Origin of the sequence: Cobetia sp. BMC6 (assembly GCF_029991385.1) — a bacterium.
Classification (GTDB): domain Bacteria; phylum Pseudomonadota; class Gammaproteobacteria; order Pseudomonadales; family Halomonadaceae; genus Cobetia.
This window is the reverse complement of record NZ_JAKUMF010000005.1, coordinates 163,308-184,918: the sequence shown is the minus strand read 5'-3', so window position 1 is coordinate 184,918 and position 21,611 is coordinate 163,308. Positions and strand designations below refer to the sequence as shown.

Here is a 21,611-nt window from a genome sequence, read left to right as displayed (position 1 = left end):
ATCATGAGCGGGGCGTTGTCGTTTTCGGGCCTGCTGGCAGAGCGGTGGAGTGTCAGCTGCCCTTCTTGCCAGCCCTGTCAGCCATCTGTGTCAGCCACTGGCGTTATCGAACGCCGCCAGCGCCATCCACCGGCGTCAGCGTCATCTGCTGACCGCGCATATTGATATCGAACTCTCCCAGGAAACTCATTCCCAGCAGCACCACCTCATCGTGCATGCCCGGCACGATGGCCCCGCGCACCTCGCGCTGGCTGAGCCCCGCCAGACTGACGGTATCCAGTGTGGTCAGGGCACCGTGGCTGACGCCATTGGCGGTGGTGAAGCGCGCATCCCGCCCGCGTGGCAGCTGCAGGCGCTCGGCCAGCGCGTCGGACACCGAGACATAGGTGGCGCCGGTATCGAGCAGGAAGGTGACCGGCTGATCATTGATCGTGCCGGGGGCCACGAAGTGCCCGGAGCGATTGCGCGACAGCGTCAGTGGCTCTCCGGACGACAGCGACTGGCCAGCCAGCGAGGCATTGGGCCGGGTGCGCTCATCAAGCTGGCCCTGAAACCACCACACCAGCATGGCGAGAATCAGCGCCCAGCACAGCACCAGCATGCCGACACCATAACGGCGGGTCGCGCCGCCGGCCCCGCCCCCTGAATCACTCATCCACCACCACCCCGCAACAGCAGGCGCAGGCCGACGGCGCACAGTGCGAAGCCGAGAATCAACGGCACCCCGATCAGCCAGCCGCGCGTCCCCGGCAGGCTGGCCTCATGCGGGGCGTCGAGGCGATAGACCAGCGCCACGCTCTCCCCCACGGCGGGTGTCGGCGAGGGCACCGCCAGCGGCGAGATGATCTCGTGCCAGCCATCACGCTGATCCTGATAGCGCACCACGGGCGCATACTGGATCGACTCGATATTGAAGCGCCCGCCCGGCGGCAGGCCCGCCATCGCCAGGGCCTCATCCTCGCTGAGCCTGCCGCCCTTGGGCAGATGGATCGGGCCACGTCCTTCGACGTGCAGCGTGCGGTCGTGGTTGATGACCTCGCCCATTACCTGCGCGCTGTTGCGGGCGAAGGACTGCGCCTGCTGCCAGCGATAGCCGCCGAGCAGCAGCAAGGCGATGCCGATGATGATCAGTCCCCAGGTCAACGCCATGCGATGCCTCCTTGTGGTCGGCGCCATCATGCACGACGCGGGGTCGAGGTGCGGGCCTGGACGTCGTCGCTCACGTCATGGGCCACGCCCTGCTCGTGTCCGCCGGCCGCTTCCAGCCTCTCGCTCAGCGCCTCGAACTGGCGCCAGCGCGCATGCGCCAGCGGCGTGACACCTTCGGCGTCCGCCAGATTGACGTCGGCGCCGTGGGCCAGCAGCTGCTCGACGACCCGTTGATAGTCAACGCCGCCATCCCCCAACAACACGGCCTCGATCAGTGCCGTCCAGCCGAGCGTATTCTGGTGATTGACGTCGACAGCGGTCTCCTCGAGCAGCTGACGGCAGATATCGGCATGACCACGCTCACTGGCCGACATCAGCGCAGTGGAAGAGAAGCGATTGAGCACCGTCGCCGAGGCGCCATGCGCCAGCAGCCGGCTCAGGCAGCGACCATAGCCGAGTGCGGCCGCGGCCAGCAGGGGCGTGTCGTGCAGGGCATCGGTCTGCTCGCAATCGGCGCCGGCGGCCAGCAGGGCCTCCACCGCCTCCGGCTGATTGGCCTGCACCGCGACCAGCAATGGCGAGCGCCCGCGATAATCCACGTCATTGACTCGCTCGTGCGCATCGGGAGCGGCCAATGCCTGTGCCAGGCCCTCCAGATCGCCATGCTGAGCACACATTGTCATGTCCTTCATCACCACCTCCTGACGCCCGGCAACGGATGCTTACTCTCTGACAGCCTATGCGATCCTGAGCGTGACCGTTAGCCCCGCCAGCGTTCAATCGGCGCCTTGAGCATCGCCGATCAGGCATGGCGTGACGAATGACAGGCAAAAAAAAGCGCTCCCGAAGGAGCGCCAGTTCGTCATCACCGCAGGGCGCGGCAGACGAGACTCAGAAACGAAGCCCGTCCGGCTGCCAGCCGGACACCGTCAGAATACGGTGTCGTCCTGGCCGCGCCCAATCATCTCTCGGGATGGCTGTGATAGCGCTGAGCTATCAAGACAAGACCGCCGATAAACGAGGCGGCGCCCTGTCACTCCGTGGGCTGTGCCCCGACCAGCGGGGAGCTCGGCAGCCAGACGCGTGCCGCCAGGCCGCCCAGACTGGAGCGCTCCAGTGCCAGCTCGCCCCCGTAGAGCGCCATCAGATCATCGACGATCGCCAGCCCCAGACCGGAACCGGAGCGCCCTTCATCAAGACGCGCCCCACGCCCCAGCGCGGCAGCGCCCTCTTCTTCATTCATGCCGGGGCCGTCGTCCTCGATGATCAACAGCACGCCGCCATCGCGGGTCTCGCTGCTGACGCGCACCTGCTGGCGAGCCCACTGCAAGGCGTTCTCGAGCAGGTTGCCGACCATTTCCTGCAGGTCCTGCGGGTCGACTCGCACGCTGGCGTCGTCCTCCAGCGCCAGACTGAGCGTGATGCCACGCCGACTCGCCAAGCGCCCGAGCCCCTCGAAGACCGGCCCCGCCGCCTCACGCAGGCTGATGCGCCCGCTGAGATGCGCGCCACCGGCGGCACTGGCACGCGCCAGATGGTGGCGCACGGCTTCATCGATGCGCTTGAGCTCGGCGTCGATCCGCGCGCGGTCCTCGCCGTCGAAGCGCTCGGACTGCGCCTTGAGCACACTGACCGGCGTCTTGAGGGCATGCGCCAGATTGCCGGCCGCCGCACGCCCACGCTCGATCAAGCGCTGATCTCGCTCGAGCACGGCATTGATGGCGCGGGTCAGCTCGGTCAGCTCCGGCGGCAGACGGGTCTCTTCCAGCCGCTCCGCCTCGCCGTCGGCAACCTTCTTGAGGCGAGCCCGCAGGCGCCGCAGAGGCGCCAACCCCCAGCTGATCTGCGCGGCAGAGCCGCACACCAACAGCGATGCCAGCGCGACCAGCGCACCCGCCAGCAGCCACTCGAAGCGCGCGACCTCGGCGTCGACCTCACTACGACTGGCCGCCACCATCACGTGCAGTGGCTGGTTGCGGCCGGGCAGACGGATATCGCGCTCGAGGGAGCGCAGCACCTGATGGCGCGGACCCTTGAGATCTCGACTGATGATGACGCCCTTGTCCATGTCTTCCAGCGGCGGCAGACGTTGGTCCCACAGCGAGCGCGACGTCAGCACATTGCCGTTGCGATCGGAAATCTGCCAGTACCAGCCCGAATAGGCCTGATCGAAGCGCGGGTCGCCCAGCGAGCGTGTCAGGCCGGGGCGGCCCTTCTCGCGGTCGAACTGGATGGCGGCGATCAGCACCTTCGACAGCGACAGCAGGCGCTGGTCGAAGGCGGTAGTCACGGCGTCACGGAAGCTCCAGGCCAGACCGAGCCCGGTCAGTGGCATGACGATCAAGGCAATGACCAGCGAGCCGCCCAGCAAGCGGCGGCCGACGGACAATGGCTTCATGCGTCGCTGCCATCCGCCGGCGTCGGTGTCTCGGCGTCCGGATCACGCAGACGATAGCCACGCCCGCGCAGCGTCTCGATGCGCTCGGCACCCAACTTGCGGCGCAGACGGCTGATCTGCACATCGATGACGTTGGAATCGGGTTCGTGGTCGCGGTCATAGACATGCTCGACCAGTTCAGAACGGCTGACCACACCAGGCACGGCGTGCATCAGGTGCATCAGCAGGCGCGTTTCCTGGGCGGTCAGCGACACGGGGCGCCCCGCCAGACTGACGGTACCGCCATGGGTGTCACAGGCCAGATCACCCAGCTTGAGCACGGGGTGGGCATGGCCGCGTGAGCGACGCACCAGGGCGCGCAGACGGAAGATGACCTCGGCGGTCTCGAAGGGCTTGGTGACGTAATCATCGGCGCCGGCAGAGAAGCCGGCGGCCTTGTCAGACCAGCGCTCGCGCGCGGTCAGCACCAGCACCGGCACCTCGATGCCGGCTTCCCGCCACTGGGCCAGCCAGCGCGTGCCATCGCCGTCCGGCAGGCCGAGATCCAGCACTACGGCATCGTAGCTCTCGGTCTGGATCAAAAAGTCGGCGTCTCCCCCGGTGGTGGCATGCTCGACCAGTACATCGGCTTCCCCCAGGCGCGCCATCAGCGCTTCGGCCAACGGCATGTCATCTTCAACCAGCAATATCTTCATCGATTCTCGGGCTCCTGACGCAAGCGGCGTTCTACCGGTGGCGCAATGGACAATGGCACTAGCATACCGTTCCTCAGGGCGGCCAGGCACCCTCGGCGCCCTTGTCACAGCCTGCGCTGGCACTGCCTGGCCTGGCCACTGCCTGCCTCATCCTACTGACTCTCGACCTCGGCATTGGCGCCGTCAGTCACGAGCGGCGCGTCGTCCGTCTCGGGCAGGGGCCTGGTCAGGGGCTTGGTCAGAGGCTCAGACAAGGAACCGCTGCCAGCGCGACGCATGGCATCCAGATTCACGCCGCGCACCTCACGCAGGCTGCCATCCGAGGCACGCACGGTGAATCTGGCCATCTGGCCCTGCGGCCCGAGCATCTCGACCTCGTAGATCAGCTCGCCGTGCGTCTCTTCGAGCTCCACCTCGACCACCTGACCCAGCCAGTCGCGCTCGAGGCTATCGAGCAGCTCGGACAACGAAATGACACGTCCGGCGGCGACTTCATCGTGCAGGCTGCGCCAGCGCTCGCTGTCACACAGCGCATGCGGCGGCAGTGCCAGCGCACCGACCAGCAGGCTCCCGAGCCCGAGGCACAGCCAGACATAGCGTTGCCGCCATTGACTGCCACGCGCTGCACGGGCGTCTGGCTGAGCCTTGTGGGGAGTCTGCATGAAGAGGAACCTCGTGAATGACGGCGGGGCTGGTGTGCGCCCAAGGCGGGCGCTTGCGCGTGGCGCTCAATCTAGCAACGGAATGTGCAATCAAACCTGCGTTGGAACAACGCGGACCAACGCGAGAGCAACCACTGACCCTGTAATGCAGAGACTGACAGGAGGCAATGAACCTCAGATGAATTCACGTCTCAGCGTCGCGCAAGGTCGCCTGGCCCACAGTGAGCGCCATGCCCAGCCATCCTTGAGGAGGGTGTCATGTCCCCATCAGCCGCGTCCCGTATTGCTCCCGTTCGTGAATCAGACTCCGCATCCCGACAGCCGCCATCCTCGGCCGCAGGCGCCGCCCCGTCACGCTTCTGGCTCGCCAGCCGCGCAGTCCAGCACTGGCGACACGGCCTGGGCGTCAGCGCACTCGGCCTGATGCTGGGCTCGGCTCCCGCCTATGCCAATGGCATCGAGGACCTGCCGGTGCGCCATCAGCTGTCGGCGGCAGAACTCTCGACCGCCGGACTCTCCGCAAATGGGCCCTCGACCAGCGAGCACTCAGATGACGGCAAGGCGCACGCCACGCTCGGCGATGATGCCGGGGATAGCGCGCTGGACACGGCCGCCACCCGCACAGCCGGAAAGCCTGCGACAGATATCTCTGAGGCCGCGTCTCCCCAGGGGCTCGCGCCAGAGCTGCTCACGCAGATGATGATCCACGCCAGTCGCAAGGGCATGATGGAATTCAGTACGATGGATATCCGCGACGATCATGTTCAGTTCACGGGCTGGGGGCATAATGGGTGGCAGATGGAACTGGCCATCAATCTCGCCGATGGAGAATTCATCAGCGAAGCGCTGCGCCAGAGTGATTCCGCGCCCGGCGACAAGGCCATCGATGGCGACAGCATGCGCCAGACCTTGAATTTTGCCGCTGTCGACGGCATCAAGAGTGTACAGAGCGTCGAAGTCGCTGCGCACGCCATACAGATTCACGGGCGCGATGCGCAAGGCAGGCCGCAACGGGTGACATTGAACATGCCGCTGCCGGGCAACGCTTTCAACCTCGCTGCCAGCGTGTCCATGAATCCGGATTACCGGCCGTGAACTGATCGACCCGCTTGACCAGCCGCCGTGCCTTGAAGTGGTTCAGGGACTGAACCTGACATCCAGCGCTGGATCAACGCCGAAGCCGCTTGACGGCAACGGTGCCAACTTCGATGCTGAACGAGTCAACCGGCCGCCCGATGCCATCAAGCGCCTCATGCAAAAGTGCGTCGCATCGAGCCCCACTTACCCATCCCCCGGCCCAGAGCACGAATGCCCGTTGCGCCGGGAGAGCAATACCCCTGTTTCCTGACCCGATATCCCCGACCACCCACTTTCACCTATCGGGTCATCCTCGCCCGGCCTGACGGCCCGGCTCTATCGTGGAGAAGACACATGCAAGGCCAACAGCACAACACTCTGTGGAACCAGGCTCGCCAATGGCAGGCCAATGCAGGCAACCAACGCCCCTCCAATGGCCTGTCCGGCCTCAAGCTGGTCGCCGCCTGGCTGATCGGTGGCGTGGTCATGATCTTCAGCCTGTTCGCGGCGCTGGTGATGATGGTACTCGGCATCATCATGCTGCCCTTCATCCGTCGTCGCATGAAAAAGCGCATGAGCGAGATGCAGCAGCGCATGCAGGAGGCCCAGGACAAGGCCAGTGGCCGCCAGAACTACTCGCGTGATGCCACGCGTGAAGACGGCAGCAGCACCGAGACGCTGGACGGTGAGTACCAGGTCAAGGAATAAGCCCTGACGCCAGAGACAGCTGAACGTCTCGCACTGGCCGACTCGCACTGGCCGACTCGCACTGGCCGACTCGTATTGATCATCACGACGTTCGCCAAAAACACAAAGGCCGCCCCATGGGGCGGCCTTTTGCGTTGCAGCGTCCTGAAGCTGCCAAGGCAGGCTCAGGCGCCTGACCATCACACTCGATAGACGCTGGCCGTCATCACCTTGGACATCAGGCGCATCGCGCTCTTCAGCGGCCCCGGGAAGCGATGACCACCGGCTTCCAGCGCCCACTGCTCATGATGGGCTTCGTCGATTTCCATCTGGCGCAAGACGGCACGTGAACGCTGATCGCCCTCGGGCAGCGTCTGCTGGTGCTTCGACAGGTGCTCGCCGACCAGCTCTTCGGTCGCGGCCACGAACCCGAGGCTGACCTTGTCGTTGATGGCACCAGCCGCTGCCCCGAGGGCGAAGCTCGTCATGTAGAACAGCGGATTGAGCAGGCTGGTATTGGCATCCAGCTCGACGAGTCGTGCATCGCACCAGGCCAGGTGATCGATCTCTTCCTGGGCAGCCAGCTCCATCTGCGTGCGCGTTTCAGGCAGACGCGCCGTGAAGCCCTGACCCTGATAGAGCGCCTGGGCACACACCTCGCCGGTGTGATTGATGCGCATCAGGCCAGCGGCGTGCTGGCGCTCTTCGTCGCTGATCGCTTCGTCATGGATGTCGCCCGCCGGAGAGGGACGCGACGGCTGGGCGGCATGTGGCACCAGGGTACGCAGTACGGTGTCGAACTGATGGATCAACTGATCGGCGCGGCTGTGATGACGTTGCGCCGAAATGGCATCGGAATGCGGCATGGGAAGACTCCTGCACGGCGTGAGCAATGAGGCCATCTTACGCAAGCCAGCCCGCGACGGTAAGGGGCAGAGTGTCGCCGGGCGAGGCCTGACCGGCTCCCTTGCGCCGTGGCTTCCCCAATGAAAAACCGGCAATGCCGTTTTCACGACATTGCCGGTATGCGCCTGTGTGCCGCGCGCTTGTTATCGCTAGCCGCTACCTGCCCGCGAACCGCCGGTACAGGCGCCTGCTCTATGCCGGCTCAGCCAGCCGGCCATGTGAAGCGGCGACCACCCATCAGGTGCATATGAATATGATAGACCGTCTGGCCGCCATCTTCATTGCAGTTCATCACCACGCGATAACCGCCCTCGGCAAAACCGTAGTCCTTCGCCAGTCTGGCGGCGGTGTACTGCAGGCGCCCTACCGTGGCCAGCTGATGCTCCTCGATATCGTTGAGCGTGGCGATGTGCTGCTTGGGGATGATCAACACATGGGTCGGCGCCTGCGGATTGATGTCATTGAAGGCCAGCACCTCATCATCCTCATAGACGATATCGGCGGGAATCTCGCGGTTGATGATCTTGCAGAACAGACAGTCCATGACACCTTCTCCCTTGAAGTGGGGCTGCCCACGGCAGCGTGGCCTGCCAGCGTAGCGCCAGCCGGGCAACAGGCCAAGGGCAGAGACAGGAATATGCGGGCCAGCTGGCGGACAGGACAATGTCGCCTTCAGGGAAACAGACTGATTCACCGCTGTCAGTGGGCGAATGAGGAAAACAGTAGGATAATCATTGTTAACCCGCTAACGAGAAGTCGCCTGTCATGCCCGTGTTCACTCGCCAAGATTCCTCCCTGCGCAAGGCCAACCACGAACTGGAGGCCGGCCTTGGCGCTCAGGGCGAGACACGAACGGCCACTGTCGGCGCCCCCGCCACTGAACGCGCAGCCCCCACGCGCGCCGAGAAGGCGCGGGCGGCGCTGCGTGCCGCGCCCAGGGTCACGCGTGTTGACGGCGAGCAGGCCCCGGGCGAGTTCCTGCAGCGTGCCAAGGGTTTTCTCAAGGCCGAGGTCTATATCGCGCACCTCAATGGCCAGCCGGTGGTCTGCAAGGATTACCGCCGCTATGCCGGCACGCCGGCGGCATTGGTGGCACGCTGGCTGGTACGCCACGAACTGAAGATGCTAGAGCGTCTGGGCGACTGGGCACACGCCCCTCGCGCCGTGGCACGCCTGTCACCGCTGTCGCTGGCGATGGAGTACATCCCCGGGCCGCTGCTGAGTGATGCCGCCCTGGATGACGTGACGGACGCCCGCCTCAGTCAGCAGCTGATTCTCGTCGTGCAGCAACTCCATCAGCGCCAGATGGCCCATAACGATATCCGTGGTTCCAACGTCGTGCTGCGCGATGGCGTGCCGGTCCTGATCGACTTCACTTCTGCCATGCGCCTGCCACACCTGCCGGGAACAGCCAGCCTCGCGCGCATGATGCGCCGCTTCGATCTGCGTCACTCGCTGAAGCTCAAGCAACGCACCCTCGGCCTGCCGCTGAGCACCCGCGAGGCACGCCTGCTGATCCGCAGCGGCCGCCTGAATCGCACCCTGCGCATCTGGAAGAAAGGCATCCTGCCACGCCTCAAGGGCCGCAGGCACTGAGCCAGTCCGAGCCCAGACCCCTTCATGTCTCCCGCTAGCGGAACCGCCGCTGCGCCAGCAGGCTCTTGACCAGCGGCGTGATGATCAATTCGATGGCCAGTGCCATCAACGCGCCGGGCACCACCAGCGTATGCGGGCGCGACATGAACGAGCCCTGGATCATCGCCAGCAGGAACGGGAAGTCGACACTGCCGGGGTCACGGAAGTGGATCACGACCATCGACTCGGCATCCGTCGGGATATCCTGCGGCTCGAAGGGGTTGGAAGTATCCACCGTCGGCACGCGCTGGAAATTGATGTGCGTGCGTGAGAACTGCGGCTGGATGTAGCGCACGTAGTCATCCATGCGGCTCAGGATGGTGTCCACCACCGCCTCCTGGGAATGTCCGCGCAGCTTGGTGTCGCGATCGATCTTCTGGATCCACTCCAGATTCATGGTCGGTGCCACCCCGATCAGCAGATCGACATGACGCGCGATGTCATGCTCCGGCGTCACCAGCCCACCATGCAGCCCCTCGTAGAACAGCAGGTCCGTACAATCCGGCAGCGACTGCCATTCGGTGAAGGTGCCGACCTTGTAGCCGGCCTCGATCATGCGCTTGTCTTCGGCATGGATGTAATGACGATGCGTACCGGAGCCCTGCTCGCCATATTCGACGAACAGCGCTTCCAGACGATCCAGCTGGTTGGCCTCGACCGCGAAGTGAGACAGCTCGCGCTTGCGCTCCGGCGCCTCCTGGAACATGCGCACCAGCTCATCACGGGTATAACGGTGAAAGGCATCCCCATCCACGTAGGCGGCATGAATCGCCTCACGCGAGAACATGCGCTCGAAGGTTCGCATGACAGTGGTGGTGCCCGCGCCGGAAGACCCCGTCACGGCGATGATCGGATATTCCCGCGACATCAGTTGGCTTCTCGGGAAGACATGGCAGAGACGGCCTGCTCGATGGCGGCACTGGCGCGCGCGCTCGGTTCCGCCAGCCCCTGCTCGCCAGCGAACACCAGCCCGACGCGCAGCGTCGCCAGTACCGCGTCATCGCTGACACGCAGCAGACGGTGATGGACACCAAGCCCCTTGCCGGACACGCTGTCGATGGCCGTTTCCACCACGAGGGCGTCACCCAGCCGGCCCTCGCCCTGATACTGCACGGCGAGATCCGCGACGATGCTCATCAGCCCATCGATGTTCCATTCGGGGAAGCCCAGCGCCTGCCAGGCCTGGCCCCGCGCCTCGTGCGCCAGGCTGACCACGCTGTCGTGGCCCAGGTGCTGGCCATAGTTGATGTCGCTGACCCGAATCGTCATCGGGTGGCGATGTACCAGACGGGAAACCGGAAATTCAAGCCGGATGCGGTCCATGCAGACTCCTTGTCGGCGAGACAGGAAAAAGGTTCAGGGCGGACGGCGACGCCATCTTTCGACGCCGCTCAGCCTCAAGAAGGAATAGAGGATGACTAGGGTTATCGCATGCCCGGCACCGACATGACCAGACCCCGACACGATGGTCGTAGGCGCGCAGAACGTCGAGAGTCACCCCAACGACAAGACCCGGCCTGAGGCCGGGTCTTGTCGTGAAGCAGGCATGTCGTGGGGTGATGGCCCATGCGACTCAGCGCTTTCAGCTATCGCCGCGCTCGCGAGCGATGGCGCGCCAGGCGATGTCGCGACGCACCAGCATGTCCTGCCAACTGATGGCATCGACGCCTTCATAGGCACGCTCGGTGGCCGCCGCAACGCTGTCGCCCAGAGCGGTGACGCACAGCACGCGACCACCGCTGGTGACGACCTGGCCGTCCTGCTCGGCGGTGCCGGCATGGAAGACCTTGCAGCCGGTCGCTTCGGCAGCGTCAAAGCCGCTGATGACATCGCCCTTGCGGTAGCTGGCCGGGTAGCCGCCAGCCGCCAGCACCACGCCGACCGCCGCGCGGGAATCCCACTCGCAGGTCTGGGTGTCGAGACGCCCGTCTTCAGCGGCCAGACACAGCGCGACCAGATCGGACTTCAGGCGCACCATGATCGGCTGGGTTTCCGGGTCACCGAAGCGGCAGTTGTATTCGATGATCTTCGGCGCGCCCTGGGCATCGATCATCAGACCGGCATACAGGAAGCCGGTGTAGGGATGGCCTTCGGCCGCCATGCCACGCACGGTGGGCAGGATGATCTCGTCCATCACGCGCTGGTGAACGTCAGCCGTCACCACCGGCGCCGGAGAATAGGCTCCCATGCCGCCGGTGTTGGGGCCGGTATCGCCTTCACCGACGCGCTTGTGATCCTGACTGGTGGCCATCGGCAGCACGTTCTCGCCATCGACCATCACGATGAAACTGGCTTCCTCGCCGTCGAGGAATTCCTCGATCACCACGCGTGCGCCGGCATCACCGAAGGCGTTGTCCTCGAGCATGTCACGCACGGCGGCGCGAGCTTCCTCGTCGCTCATCGCGACCACGACCCCCTTGCCCGCCGCCAGGCCATCGGCCTTGATGACGATGGGTGCCGGATGTGCCGCCAGGTACTCAAGCGCCGCATCGACCTCCGCGAAGGTCGCGTAGTCGCCGGTCGGGATGGCATGACGCGCCAGGAAGTCCTTGGTGAAGGCCTTGGAGCCTTCCAGCTGGGCGGCACCGGCCGTCGGGCCGAAGCACTTGAGACCCGCTTCGCGGAAGCGATCGACCACGCCGATCACCAGCGGCGCTTCCGGGCCGACGATGGTCAGCTCGATGGCATTGTCACGCGCGAAGGCGACCAGCGCATCGAGATCGTCAGCGGCAATCGCCAGATTGGTCAGCTTGGACTCGCGCGCCGTGCCCGCATTGCCGGGCGCCACGAAGACCTCCTCGACACGGGATGACTGGGCGGCCTTCCAGGCCAGCGCATGTTCGCGGCCACCGCCGCCGATGATCAGGACCTTCATCTTTTCAACCTTCATGAGCCAGTGAGGATCAGGGCGACCCGCAGGGCGCGAGCTACCGAGGAAATATCAGGCTGCGCATTATGGCAGAAAGGCGCCCTGCTCGGGGCGCCCATTTCACATCACGATGAATTCATGTGAAAGCTGGATCTGACACGATGTCACACTCAGCGACGCTCATCGTCCGGCGGTGTATCCGACTCATCAGGCGCCGCATCCGCATCGCTCGGCTGTGAGCGTGAGGCGCTCTTGCCAGCGCCCATGCCGCCGCCCATGGCCTGCTGCCAGAAGCGCAGATTCTCTTCGGCGACCTCGCGCATCATCTCCATCGGCGAGTGACGCATGGCCTGGGACCACTGCTCCTGCATGCGCTGCTGCTGTTCCATCATCAGACGCGTGCCCTGCTCCAGATAACCGGCCAGCGGCAACGGCTTGGCCATCGCGTAGATACGAATGAACTGCTCCAGCAGCTCGTTGGAGAAGACCTCGGCTTCGCCCTCGCCCTGCTCCTGCTCGATGATGATGGTCAGCAGGATGGTGCGCGTGAGGTCCTCACCGCTCTTGGCGTCCTCGACCTTGAAGACCTCTTCCGCCAGCACCAGGCTGCGCAGGTCCTCCAGGGTGACGTAGCGGCTCTGCTCGGTATCGTATAGGCGCCGATTGGCATATTTGCGGATCACTCGCACGTGTCAGGCTCCTGTCGATTTTTCTTCATTGTGCACTCAAGGGGGGGGACTGCAAGAAAAGGCGTCTCCACGCGTCAGCCATTGGCGCCAAGCCAGCGCTGTCCCCGTCGGGTCAGCATGCACGACATGCTAGAATAACGCCCGCTTCCCGCTGTCTGTAAGCGATGTACCCCGCTCCCCACTGCCCCGGTATTGCCATGAATCTGATTTTGCTCGGCGCTGACGACCTGACCGCTCAGGACCACGCACGTGTCACGGACCCACGCCGCCTGCGCCATCTGCGTGAGGTGCATCGTGCCAACATCGGCGACGAGATGACGCTGGGGGTGGAGGGCGGCCTGATCGGCCGTGGCCGCCTGGAGCGGCTGGACGCGGACGTCGCTGAATTCAGCCTGACGCTGGACCGGCAGCCGCCGGCACCGCTCGACGTGCATCTGCTGCTGGCGTTGCCGCGCCCGCGCATGCTGGCACGCTCGCTGGAACACGTCACGGCATTGGGCGTGAAACACATCACCCTGCTGCATACACGGCGGGTCGAGAAGAGTTATTGGCAATCGCCGGAGCTCAAGGAAGACAAGATTCGCCAGCATCTGGTGCTGGGACTGGAGCAGGCGCGTGACACCATCATGCCGACGGTGACCCACGAGAAGCTATTCAAACCCTTCGTGGAAGACCGCCTGCCGGCACTGATGACGCCATCATCAGGCACGACTCCGCGTGGCATCATCGCCCATCCGGGCATGCCGGATGAGTGCCCACGCGCCGTCAGCGAGCCGGTGGTTCTGGCCATCGGCCCGGAAGGCGGCTTCGTGGACTATGAGGTCGAGAAATTCATGACGGCAGGCTTTGAAGGGGTGCATCTGGGCGAGCGCATCCTGCGCGTCGAGACAGCCGTGACGGCGCTATTGGCGCGCCTGGGCTGAAGAGCGACAGGTTGTAAAGAAGAGCCGCCCGGGGCTGGCTCTGCTCGCACGACTCGCGTGATATCGACACCTCCTTACACATCGAAGCCCGCCAGATGCCGCCATTCTCCCCAGTGGGTGGCGGCGTCGTAATCGAGCAGACAACGCTCGAACCAGCGCGCACCCAACCGCCAGTCGCCGCCGCCGTCCAGCCAGACGCCGGCCAGATACTTGCGCTCTGACCAAGGCAACCAGCCTTCACGTACCAGCACCTGCATGGCCTTGTCGGCCCGGGCATCGCCTGTTCGCCCTCCGCTCCAGCGCGCAAAGGCGGCATCATTTGCGGCATCTTCCCGCAACGCGGCGCCATACCAGGCCGCGCGAGCCTCCTCATTCTTGTCACGCAGCATGCGCTGCCAGCATTCACGCTGCAGCACGATGGCCAGTAGCTGCCGATTGATCGCCTCATCACCCGCCTCACGGCGGCGGGCATCCAGCATCTGCAGGATGCGGCGCGGACTGATGCAACCCAGCGCCAACCATGCTGCCAATGGCCATGCATCCGCCGGGCGCGTCATCAATTGCATATCGTCCAGCGTCTTCCCCGCCTCCCGCTGGGGTGCCAGTCCCGTCGGCACACCAGCGCCTTCGCCATCGACAGAGTGCGATCGCTGATAGGACGCCCCTTCGATCGAGTCGCCATCGCCGTTGCCGGCATCTCCCTTCACCCAGGCCTTGCCCCACAGCAAGCTCGACAGGTATGCGCGGGCTGGTTCCTCGCCGCCCTGTAGCTCCGCAAGCCTGGCAGTCGCCGGCTGCCAGGCTTGCGCCGAGCCACAGATGGCATCCAGCGGCGGTAGGCCACGCGAGGCAGAATCAGGCCACGGCGGCAGGGAATAGGGCAGCCCCTGCAAGGGTGGCTGCGCCTCGCACAGCGCGCGCCACTGCTCATCGTTCAGCCCCGTCGGCAAAGCCTCGCACTGAGACAGAGCCTCGCGCTGAGGGCATACCTGCATGGCACCGGGTACCGGCGTGAGCACAGCGGTAGGAGGCAGCATCAGGTCAGCCACGCCAGAATCAACGCCACCACTGGCGTGCAGCACCTGCGAGGCAAGCGCGGCGCAGGTCGTCAGGGCGTCATGATCGCCTGAGGCGCCTGTGTCAGCAGGGGCCGTGTCACGCAGAGTGAGGTCACTGGAGGGAGCCGCACACTCGTCAACTTCGCAGGACGCTTCATGCGCCATGCGCAGGCGAGCCGTCTCTTCTCGAGGGAGTCTGCCCGGCAGCTGGCGATCAAGAACTGGGCCATCCAGCAACTGGCTGTCGAAGGCTATCTGGTCAGGCGGGTGACAGTGGAGCCGGGTCGAGGCCGGTAGACGCCGTGAGAGCTGCTGCAGGGCGCGGCTGTCTTCCGGCGCGGCGGCGAGACTGACCTCCAGACACTGGACATCATGCTGGGCGACCTGCGTCAGCACTTCCTCGACAGGGTCCCCGACGCGCACCAGCAGGTCACTGCCACGGCGCAGCAGCATGCCGCGCAGGTTCATCAGACTCTGCCACAGCAGGCGCAGACGCGCTGACCCCAGGCGTGGCAAGCCGTCGCTCGGTCTCAGCCAGCGACGGTCGAAGACATACATCACCATCATCTGATGCGGGCGACGTGACAGGGGCAGCGCGAACAGCGGGTTGTCTTCCAGCCGCAGGTCGTGACGCAACCACACCAGAGAGGTTTCCGGTGCGTTGCCCGAATTCATGCTGGCGACCTCGTGCATGGTGACTCCGTGGAACGTATGGCGTGCAATGTTTGTACAAGAAAAACGACATCTTGTACAACACTTCACACGGTGTATGTCGCGTTCCGGCGCGTCGGGCATGCGCTGGCGAGGGGTGCAAGTGCGTGATACATTCGAGAGGTTAGGTCACGTTCCATCAATGTTTTCAACAAGATCGCGCAAGTGTCTCCACTCGAACACACACTTGTCATCCAGGGGCTTCAGGAGGAATACGGCCATGCTCGCAAGACATGACATGACCGCACCAACCCGGCATATTCGCCGTCTGCCCGTTGCGGGCAGCCGGGGACGCGCTGCGGACCTCATCCCATCCTGGATGCTAGCACCCCGTGCCGTGCGACTCCCCTTCCTGACGGATCCGCCCCTTGCGACGGTAACGTCATGCCCGGAGCGATTGACGCACTGAACCCGCGCCAGATCCTCCGTGCAGCCTGAGCCAGCCACTGTCAGACCTTGCTGCCGCGTGACGCATGTCGTGTCTCGCATGGCCCCATGAGAACGTCTTCCTGACAGAGTCTCGTGTGTCCGGCACTTCATCGCGGCAACCTGCAGTGCGCTCGCCTATTCTGTCGGCACCCAGTGGCCGAAACTCCGCCTCCCGATCTCGAAGCTGGCAGTCCGGCCCTGAGCCTGTGTCTGCGCTGCCCACGAATGACGGACTACGTACTACAACAACGACTGGAGCGAGTCTTCCATGACCCTGCTGTTGATCGTGCTATTGCCGTTACTCGGTGCCCTGGTGCCCTTGATGGCCAGAAATCTGCCCCGTGCACGCCTTGCCTGGCTGACCGCGGTGGCACCTGCCCTAGCACTCGGTATCGCCGTCTTCCACCTCGGGGACGTCTTCTCGGGCATGGTGCCCCAGTTCCATCTGCCCTGGATCACGGAGCTGGGACTCAATCTGTCGCTGCGCTTCGATGGTCTGTCGGGGCTGTTCGTGCTGCTGATTCTCGGCATTGGCCTGCTGATCATCCTCTATTCCCGCTATTACCTGTCGGGCGAGGATTCACTGGCACGCCTCTACAGCTTCCTGATGCTGTTCATGACCGCGATGCTCGGCATCGTGATGGCAGACAACCTGCTGCTGATGTGGGTGTTCTGGGAGCTGACCAGCCTGAGCTCCTTCCTGCTGATCGGCTACTGGTACCAGCTGAGCGAGGCGCGCAAGGGTGCCCGCATGGCCCTGACCGTCACCGGCGCCGGGGGCCTGGCACTGCTGGCCGGTATCCTGGTCATCGGGCATATCGTCGGCAGCTACCAGTTCGATGACGTGCTGGCCGCGGCGGACCAGATCCGCTCCCACGAGCTCTATCCGGTCGCGCTGGTGCTGGTACTGCTGGGCGCCTTCACCAAGTCGGCCCAGTTCCCGTTCCAGTTCTGGCTGCCCCACGCGATGTCGGCACCGACACCGGTGTCCGCCTTCCTGCACTCCGCCACCATGGTCAAGGCCGGTGTCTTCCTGCTGGCGCGCATGCATCCGGTGCTCGCGGGCTCCGACCTGTGGTTCTACATCGTCAGCCTGACCGGCCTGGCCACCCTGCTGTATGGCGCCTGGTTCGCGCTGATGAAGCAGGACCTCAAGGGCGTGCTGGCCTTCTCGACCATCAGTCACCTGGGCCTGATCACGCTGCTGTTCGGCTTCAACAGCCAGATGGCCGCCGTCGCGGGTCTGCTGCACATCATCAATCACGCCACCTTCAAGGCCTCGCTGTTCATGGCTGCCGGCATCGTCGATCACGAGTGCGGCACGCGTGACATCCGCAAGCTCAACGGCCTGTATCGCTACATGCCGCATACCACGGTGCTGGCGATGGTTGCCTCGGCCTCGATGGCCGGTGTGCCGCTGCTCAATGGCTTCCTGTCCAAGGAGATGTTCTTCGCCGAGAGTCTCGATGCCCAGCTGCTGGGTGGCCTGTCGTGGCTGATTCCGGCACTGGCGACCCTCGGTGGCATCCTGTCGGTGGCCTACTCGCTGCGCTTCATCCACGACGTCTTCTTCAATGGCGAGCCGAAGGACCTGCCCAAGACCCCGCATGAGCCGCCGCGCTACATGAAGCTGCCCATCGAAGTGCTGGTACTGATCTGTCTGCTGGTCGGTATCCTGCCGTCGCTGGTGATCAAGGACCTGCTGGTCAGTGCCTCCGCCAGCGTGCTGGCCGGGCCGGTACCGGACTTCAGTCTCGCCATCTGGCACGGCTTCAATCTGCCGCTGTTGATGAGTGGTATCGCGCTGGCGGGCGGTGTCGCCATCTATGCCCTGCGCCACCACCTCTATTCCTTCCAGCGTCAGTTCCGCGCGCGCAACGCCCTGCTGGTGTTCGAGGCCAACGTGCAACGCCTCGTCAGTCTTTCCGAGCGCAGTATGGACAGCTTCGAGAATGGCTCGCTGCAGCGCTACATGCTGTGGCTGTTGCTGACCGCGCTGCTGTTCGTCGGCATCGGCCTGCTGGCCGTGCCGCGACTGGGCGGGGAGCTTGAGCAACAGCCCTTCGACGGCATGCTGCTGACCGGCGCCGTGATCACCGGCCTGGCCGGTCTCGGCACCGCGATCACCCACCGCAAGCGTCTGATCTCGTTGCTGATGCTCTCGGTGGTCGGTCTGATGACCTCGCTGGCCTTCGCCCGCTTCGCCGCGCCGGACCTGGCACTGACCCAGCTGGCGGTCGAGGTGGTGACGATGATCCTGCTGATGCTGGCGCTGTTCTTCCTGCCCCAGCGCACGCCAAAGGAATCCAGTGCGCGCCGCATCATGCGCGACGTGCTGCTGGCCAGTGCCTTCGGCGTAGTGGTGGCAAGCCTCAACTTCGCCATCCTGACCCGCCCGGTGGAGTCGATCTCCGACTTTTTCATGGCCAATGCAGTCTCCGGTGGCGGTGGCCATAACGTGGTCAACGTGATTCTGGTCGACTTCCGTGGCTTCGATACGCTGGGTGAGATCACCGTACTGGGCATCGCGGGCCTGGCGATCTTCAAGCTGCTCAACCGCCTGCGCCTGTTCATGCCGTCCAGTGACCTGGATGGCCGTGGCTGGTCGCCGGATCGCCATCCGATGATCCTGGCCACCGTCTCCCAGACGCTGCTGCCGCTGGCACTGCTGGTCTCGGTCTACATCTTCCTGCGTGGCCACAATGCGCCGGGCGGCGGCTTCATCGCCGGTCTGGTGACGGCAGTCGCCATCATCCTGCTCTACATCGCGCGTGGCGTGGACTGGACGCAGCGCTGGCTGCGCTTCCCCTATCAGCCCGTCGCGGCAGCCGGGGTGTTGATAGCCGGCCTGACCGGCGCCGGCAGCTGGGTGTTCGGCTATCCGTTCCTGACATCCTCCTTCGGCCACTTCACCCTGCCCGTCATCGGGGAAATCGAGCTGGCCACCGCGCTGCTGTTCGACCTCGGCGTCTACCTGACCGTGGTCGGTGCGACCCTGATGATTCTCGCCAATCTGGGCAAGCTGACGACTCCGCATCGCCCGACCAAGGAGAAGATGTGATGGAAGCCCTCTACGCCACTACCACCGGCCTGCTGGCCGCCTGCGGTGTCTACCTCACCCTGCGCGGCCGCACCTTCCCCGTCGTGGTCGGTCTGACGCTGCTGTCCTACGCCGTCAACCTGTTCCTGTTCTCCATGGGCGGCCTGGCCATGCACGGCACACCGGCCGTGGTCGGCTCAGGTTCACCCACGGCAGACCCCCTGCCCCAGGCGCTGGTGCTGACCGCCATCGTGATCGGCTTCGCCATGACGGCCTTCGTGGTCATTCTGGCGATGCGCGCGCGCGGCGACCTGGGCAGTGACCACGTCAACGGCAATCGCCTGGATGATTCGAAAGAGAAAGAGGACACCAAGTGATGCTGCAACACCTGATTGTCCTTCCGATTGTCCTGCCGCTTCTGGTGGGGGCGGGCCTGCTGCTGAGTCGTGCCACTTCACCGACCCTGCGCCGCACGGTCAGCCTGGTGGTCCAGGCATTGATGGTGGCCATCGCCATCGCGCTGGTGGTGCAGGCCGGTGATGGCACCATCCGCTACTACGCGCTGGGCGACTGGCAGCCGCCGTTCGGGATCGTGCTGGTGCTGGACCGCCTGTCGGCGACCATGGTGCTGCTCAGCTCGCTGCTGGGACTGCTGGCCTGTCTGTACGCCACGGCGGGCATCGATGAGACCGGCTCCAATTTCCATGGTCTGTTCCTGCTGCAGCTGATGGGCATCAACGGCGCCTTCCTGACCGGCGACCTGTTCAACCTGTTCGTGTTCTTCGAGGTGCTGTTGATCGCCTCCTACGCCCTGCTGCTGCATGGCGGCAGCAAGGCACGCACGCTGTCAGCGCTGCACTATGTGGTGCTGAACCTGATGGGTTCGGCGTTCTTCCTGATCGCGCTGGGTATCCTGTACGGCGTGACCGGCACCCTGAACATGGCCGACATGGCAGTCATCGTCACCACGCTGGACCCGGGCCGGGCCGGTCTGATGGAAGCCGGTGGCCTGCTGTTGCTGGTGGTGTTCGGCCTCAAGGCGGCAATGCTGCCGCTGTATTTCTGGCTGCCACGCGCCTATGCCGCGGCTTCGGCACCTGTGGCGGCGCTGTTCGCGATCATGACCAAGGTCGGCATCTACTCCATCCTGCGCGTCTACTCGCTGATCTTCACCGACAATGCTGGCCCACTGGCGGACCTCGGTCGTGACTGGCTGTGGTGGGCGGGTCTCGCCACCCTGGTGGTGGCGATGCTGGGCGTGCTCTCGGCGCGTGATCTGCGCACCCTGGTGGCCTATCTGGTGATGGTGTCGGTGGGCACGCTGCTGACGGCGCTGGGCATGAACACGATCGAGGCAGACAGCGCCCTGCTGTTCTACCTGATCCACTCGACGCTGGTCACCGGCGGGCTCTTCCTGCTGGTCGACGTGGTCGCCGCTCAGCGCGGCAAGGCCGGGGCACGCATCGTGCGCTCGCGCCCGCTGCTGCAGGCAGGCCTGCTGGGCGGCCTCTTCCTGATCGGTACCGCCGCTGCCGCGGGGCTGCCGCCGTTCTCGGGCGCCATCGGCAAGGCGCTGATTCTCGCCTCGGCGACGCCGGAGCAACAGATCTGGCTGTGGCCGCTGCTGCTGCTGGCCGGTCTGTGCTCACTGGTCGCCTGCTCGCGCGCCGGCTCCAGCGTGTTCTGGCGCACCAGCAAGGCCGAACCCAGCGGCGAGCGAGTCGGCGCGGCCCGCGGCATCGCCACTGGCGGGCTGATCTCGGCCGCACTGATGCTGGTCATCCTCGCGGGGCCTCTGTCGAACTGGACCAAGGCCACCGCCGAGCAGCTGTCCAACCCGGCCCCCTATCTTGAATCCTTGCTCGGCAAGGACGCGGCCCCTGAAACCGCACCGCCGCTGAAGGGAGATGTCTCATGATCAAGCCTCGTTCCCGTCTCTTGCCCACGCCGATGCTGTCGGTGCTGCTGCTGATCGTCTGGCTGATGCTGCAGAACAGCGTCGCGCCCGGACAGATTCTGCTCGGAGCAGTGCTGGCCATCGCGATTCCCATCCTGACCTACCGCTTCTGGGAGCCGCAGCCCGACCTCCAGAAGCCCTGGCGGCTGATCAGCTACTTCCTGCGCGTGATCATGGACATCATCATCGCCAACCTGCAGGTGTCCTACCTGATCCTCAATCCGCGCGCCAAGTTCCGTCCGGCCTTCGTACGCTATCCGCTGGAGCTTGAGGAGAAATTCCCGATCACCCTGCTGTCGAGCACCATCACGCTGACGCCGGGGACGGTCTCGGCCTATCTGACGCTGGATGGTCGCCACCTGATCATCCACGCACTGGATGTCGAGGATGAGCAGGAGTTGATCGACGAGATCCGCCAGCGCTACGAGCGTCCGCTCAAGGAGATCTTCGAATGCTAGACATCGCCCTGTGGATCAGCATCGCGCTGTTCGCCGCCTCGCTGATGCTCAATGTCTTCCGGCTCGCCATCGGGCCGGACCTGCCGGACCGCATTCTGGCGGTGGACACCATGTACGTGAACTCCATCGCCCTGATCGTGCTGTTCGGCATCCAGCTCAACAGCAAGTCCTACTTCGAGGCGGCGCTGTTGATCGCCATGCTCGGTTTCGTCAGCACCGTGGCAGTCTGCAAGTACCTGCTGCGCGGCGACATCATCGAATGACCTGA

At 64.8% G+C, this 21,611-nt stretch carries 22 protein-coding genes; 9 read left to right on the top strand and 13 right to left on the bottom strand.

Annotation, left to right across the window (positions count from 1 at the left end):
• Positions 1 to 103: 103 nt before the first annotated feature.
• From MKZ40_RS11745 to MKZ40_RS11720, 6 genes are all read right to left on the bottom strand, one after another.
• Entirely contained in the window at positions 104 to 655 is a 552-nt protein-coding gene (locus MKZ40_RS11745) for a retropepsin-like aspartic protease (RefSeq protein WP_175089960.1), read from the bottom strand.
• Positions 652 to 1,149: a hypothetical protein gene (locus MKZ40_RS11740; RefSeq protein ID WP_175089961.1), complete on the bottom strand. Its 498-nt coding sequence runs from the start codon at positions 1,147 to 1,149 to the stop codon at positions 652 to 654. The genes MKZ40_RS11745 and MKZ40_RS11740 overlap by 4 nt, the downstream gene beginning before the upstream one ends.
• A gap of 26 nt (positions 1,150 to 1,175) precedes the next feature.
• On the bottom strand, positions 1,176 to 1,841 hold the full coding sequence (locus tag MKZ40_RS11735) for an ankyrin repeat domain-containing protein (protein WP_175089963.1): 666 nt from the start codon (positions 1,839 to 1,841) through the stop codon (positions 1,176 to 1,178).
• A gap of 341 nt (positions 1,842 to 2,182) precedes the next feature.
• Positions 2,183 to 3,547, bottom strand: a complete 1,365-nt coding sequence (locus tag MKZ40_RS11730) for a HAMP domain-containing sensor histidine kinase (RefSeq protein WP_131431216.1) — start codon at positions 3,545 to 3,547, stop codon at positions 2,183 to 2,185.
• Positions 3,544 to 4,242: a response regulator transcription factor gene (locus MKZ40_RS11725; RefSeq protein ID WP_175089965.1), complete on the bottom strand. Its 699-nt coding sequence runs from the start codon at positions 4,240 to 4,242 to the stop codon at positions 3,544 to 3,546. The genes MKZ40_RS11730 and MKZ40_RS11725 overlap by 4 nt, the downstream gene beginning before the upstream one ends.
• Positions 4,243 to 4,394: 152 nt before the next feature.
• Positions 4,395 to 4,904: a hypothetical protein gene (locus MKZ40_RS11720; protein ID WP_064503321.1), complete on the bottom strand. Its 510-nt coding sequence runs from the start codon at positions 4,902 to 4,904 to the stop codon at positions 4,395 to 4,397.
• 471 nt (positions 4,905 to 5,375) lie between these two features.
• Here MKZ40_RS11720 and MKZ40_RS11715 point away from each other — a divergent pair, with 471 nt between their 5' ends.
• Together MKZ40_RS11715 and MKZ40_RS11710 are read left to right on the top strand one after the other, a co-directional pair.
• Positions 5,376 to 5,999 (top strand): hypothetical protein, encoded by a 624-nt coding sequence (locus MKZ40_RS11715; RefSeq protein WP_175089967.1) that lies wholly within the window; start codon positions 5,376 to 5,378, stop codon positions 5,997 to 5,999.
• A gap of 336 nt (positions 6,000 to 6,335) precedes the next feature.
• A complete protein-coding gene (locus MKZ40_RS11710) occupies positions 6,336 to 6,689 on the top strand; it encodes a hypothetical protein (RefSeq protein ID WP_052384715.1) in 354 nt (117 codons plus the stop codon).
• Between the two features lie 179 nt (positions 6,690 to 6,868).
• Here the strand turns inward: MKZ40_RS11710 and coq7 are convergent, their stop codons facing one another.
• A complete protein-coding gene (gene coq7 / locus MKZ40_RS11705) occupies positions 6,869 to 7,516 on the bottom strand; it encodes a 2-polyprenyl-3-methyl-6-methoxy-1,4-benzoquinone monooxygenase (protein ID WP_043334772.1) in 648 nt (215 codons plus the stop codon).
• Between the two features lie 260 nt (positions 7,517 to 7,776).
• On the bottom strand, positions 7,777 to 8,118 hold the full coding sequence (locus tag MKZ40_RS11700) for a histidine triad nucleotide-binding protein (protein ID WP_043334727.1): 342 nt from the start codon (positions 8,116 to 8,118) through the stop codon (positions 7,777 to 7,779).
• Between the two features lie 221 nt (positions 8,119 to 8,339).
• Here MKZ40_RS11700 and MKZ40_RS11695 point away from each other — a divergent pair, with 221 nt between their 5' ends.
• On the top strand, positions 8,340 to 9,170 hold the full coding sequence (locus MKZ40_RS11695; protein ID WP_175089969.1) for an RIO1 family regulatory kinase/ATPase: 831 nt from the start codon (positions 8,340 to 8,342) through the stop codon (positions 9,168 to 9,170).
• A 34-nt stretch (positions 9,171 to 9,204) separates the two neighbouring features.
• Here the strand turns inward: MKZ40_RS11695 and MKZ40_RS11690 are convergent, their stop codons facing one another.
• The 4 genes from MKZ40_RS11690 to phaR all read right to left on the bottom strand — a co-directional run bounded on the left by MKZ40_RS11690 (position 9,205) and on the right by phaR (position 12,767).
• Positions 9,205 to 10,077, bottom strand: coding sequence for a phosphoribulokinase (locus tag MKZ40_RS11690; RefSeq protein WP_043334728.1), 873 nt, complete (start codon positions 10,075 to 10,077; stop codon positions 9,205 to 9,207).
• Entirely contained in the window at positions 10,077 to 10,532 is a 456-nt protein-coding gene (locus MKZ40_RS11685) for an acyl-CoA thioesterase (protein ID WP_175089970.1), read from the bottom strand. Before MKZ40_RS11685 ends, MKZ40_RS11690 begins: the two co-directional genes overlap by 1 nt.
• A gap of 259 nt (positions 10,533 to 10,791) precedes the next feature.
• Complete coding sequence (gene purD, locus MKZ40_RS11680; RefSeq protein WP_043334731.1) at positions 10,792 to 12,084, bottom strand: phosphoribosylamine--glycine ligase; 1,293 nt, start codon at positions 12,082 to 12,084, stop codon at positions 10,792 to 10,794.
• Positions 12,085 to 12,248: 164 nt separating this feature from the next.
• Entirely contained in the window at positions 12,249 to 12,767 is a 519-nt protein-coding gene (gene phaR / locus MKZ40_RS11675; protein WP_175089972.1) for a polyhydroxyalkanoate synthesis repressor PhaR, read from the bottom strand.
• A 197-nt stretch (positions 12,768 to 12,964) separates the two neighbouring features.
• On the opposite strand from phaR, the gene MKZ40_RS11670 reads away from it, so the two are divergent.
• Positions 12,965 to 13,690, top strand: coding sequence for a 16S rRNA (uracil(1498)-N(3))-methyltransferase (locus MKZ40_RS11670; protein ID WP_175089974.1), 726 nt, complete (start codon positions 12,965 to 12,967; stop codon positions 13,688 to 13,690).
• A gap of 74 nt (positions 13,691 to 13,764) precedes the next feature.
• Here MKZ40_RS11670 and MKZ40_RS11665 read toward each other — a convergent pair whose 3' ends face one another.
• On the bottom strand, positions 13,765 to 15,441 hold the full coding sequence (locus tag MKZ40_RS11665; protein ID WP_175089976.1) for a deoxyribodipyrimidine photo-lyase: 1,677 nt from the start codon (positions 15,439 to 15,441) through the stop codon (positions 13,765 to 13,767).
• A gap of 715 nt (positions 15,442 to 16,156) precedes the next feature.
• Here MKZ40_RS11665 and MKZ40_RS11660 point away from each other — a divergent pair.
• Genes MKZ40_RS11660 through MKZ40_RS11640 form a run of 5 tightly spaced genes read left to right on the top strand, consistent with a single transcriptional unit; the run spans position 16,157 to position 21,606 of the window.
• Positions 16,157 to 18,949, top strand: coding sequence for a monovalent cation/H+ antiporter subunit A (locus MKZ40_RS11660; protein ID WP_175089978.1), 2,793 nt, complete (start codon positions 16,157 to 16,159; stop codon positions 18,947 to 18,949).
• Positions 18,949 to 19,305: a Na+/H+ antiporter subunit C gene (locus MKZ40_RS11655; RefSeq protein WP_166019703.1), complete on the top strand. Its 357-nt coding sequence runs from the start codon at positions 18,949 to 18,951 to the stop codon at positions 19,303 to 19,305. Before MKZ40_RS11660 ends, MKZ40_RS11655 begins: the two co-directional genes overlap by 1 nt.
• Positions 19,305 to 20,846 (top strand): monovalent cation/H+ antiporter subunit D, encoded by a 1,542-nt coding sequence (locus tag MKZ40_RS11650; RefSeq protein WP_175089980.1) that lies wholly within the window; start codon positions 19,305 to 19,307, stop codon positions 20,844 to 20,846. Before MKZ40_RS11655 ends, MKZ40_RS11650 begins: the two co-directional genes overlap by 1 nt.
• Positions 20,843 to 21,343, top strand: coding sequence for a Na+/H+ antiporter subunit E (locus tag MKZ40_RS11645; protein WP_043334742.1), 501 nt, complete (start codon positions 20,843 to 20,845; stop codon positions 21,341 to 21,343). Before MKZ40_RS11650 ends, MKZ40_RS11645 begins: the two co-directional genes overlap by 4 nt.
• Positions 21,337 to 21,606, top strand: a complete 270-nt coding sequence (locus MKZ40_RS11640; protein WP_175089982.1) for a K+/H+ antiporter subunit F — start codon at positions 21,337 to 21,339, stop codon at positions 21,604 to 21,606. Before MKZ40_RS11645 ends, MKZ40_RS11640 begins: the two co-directional genes overlap by 7 nt.
• Positions 21,607 to 21,611: the final 5 nt, after the last annotated feature.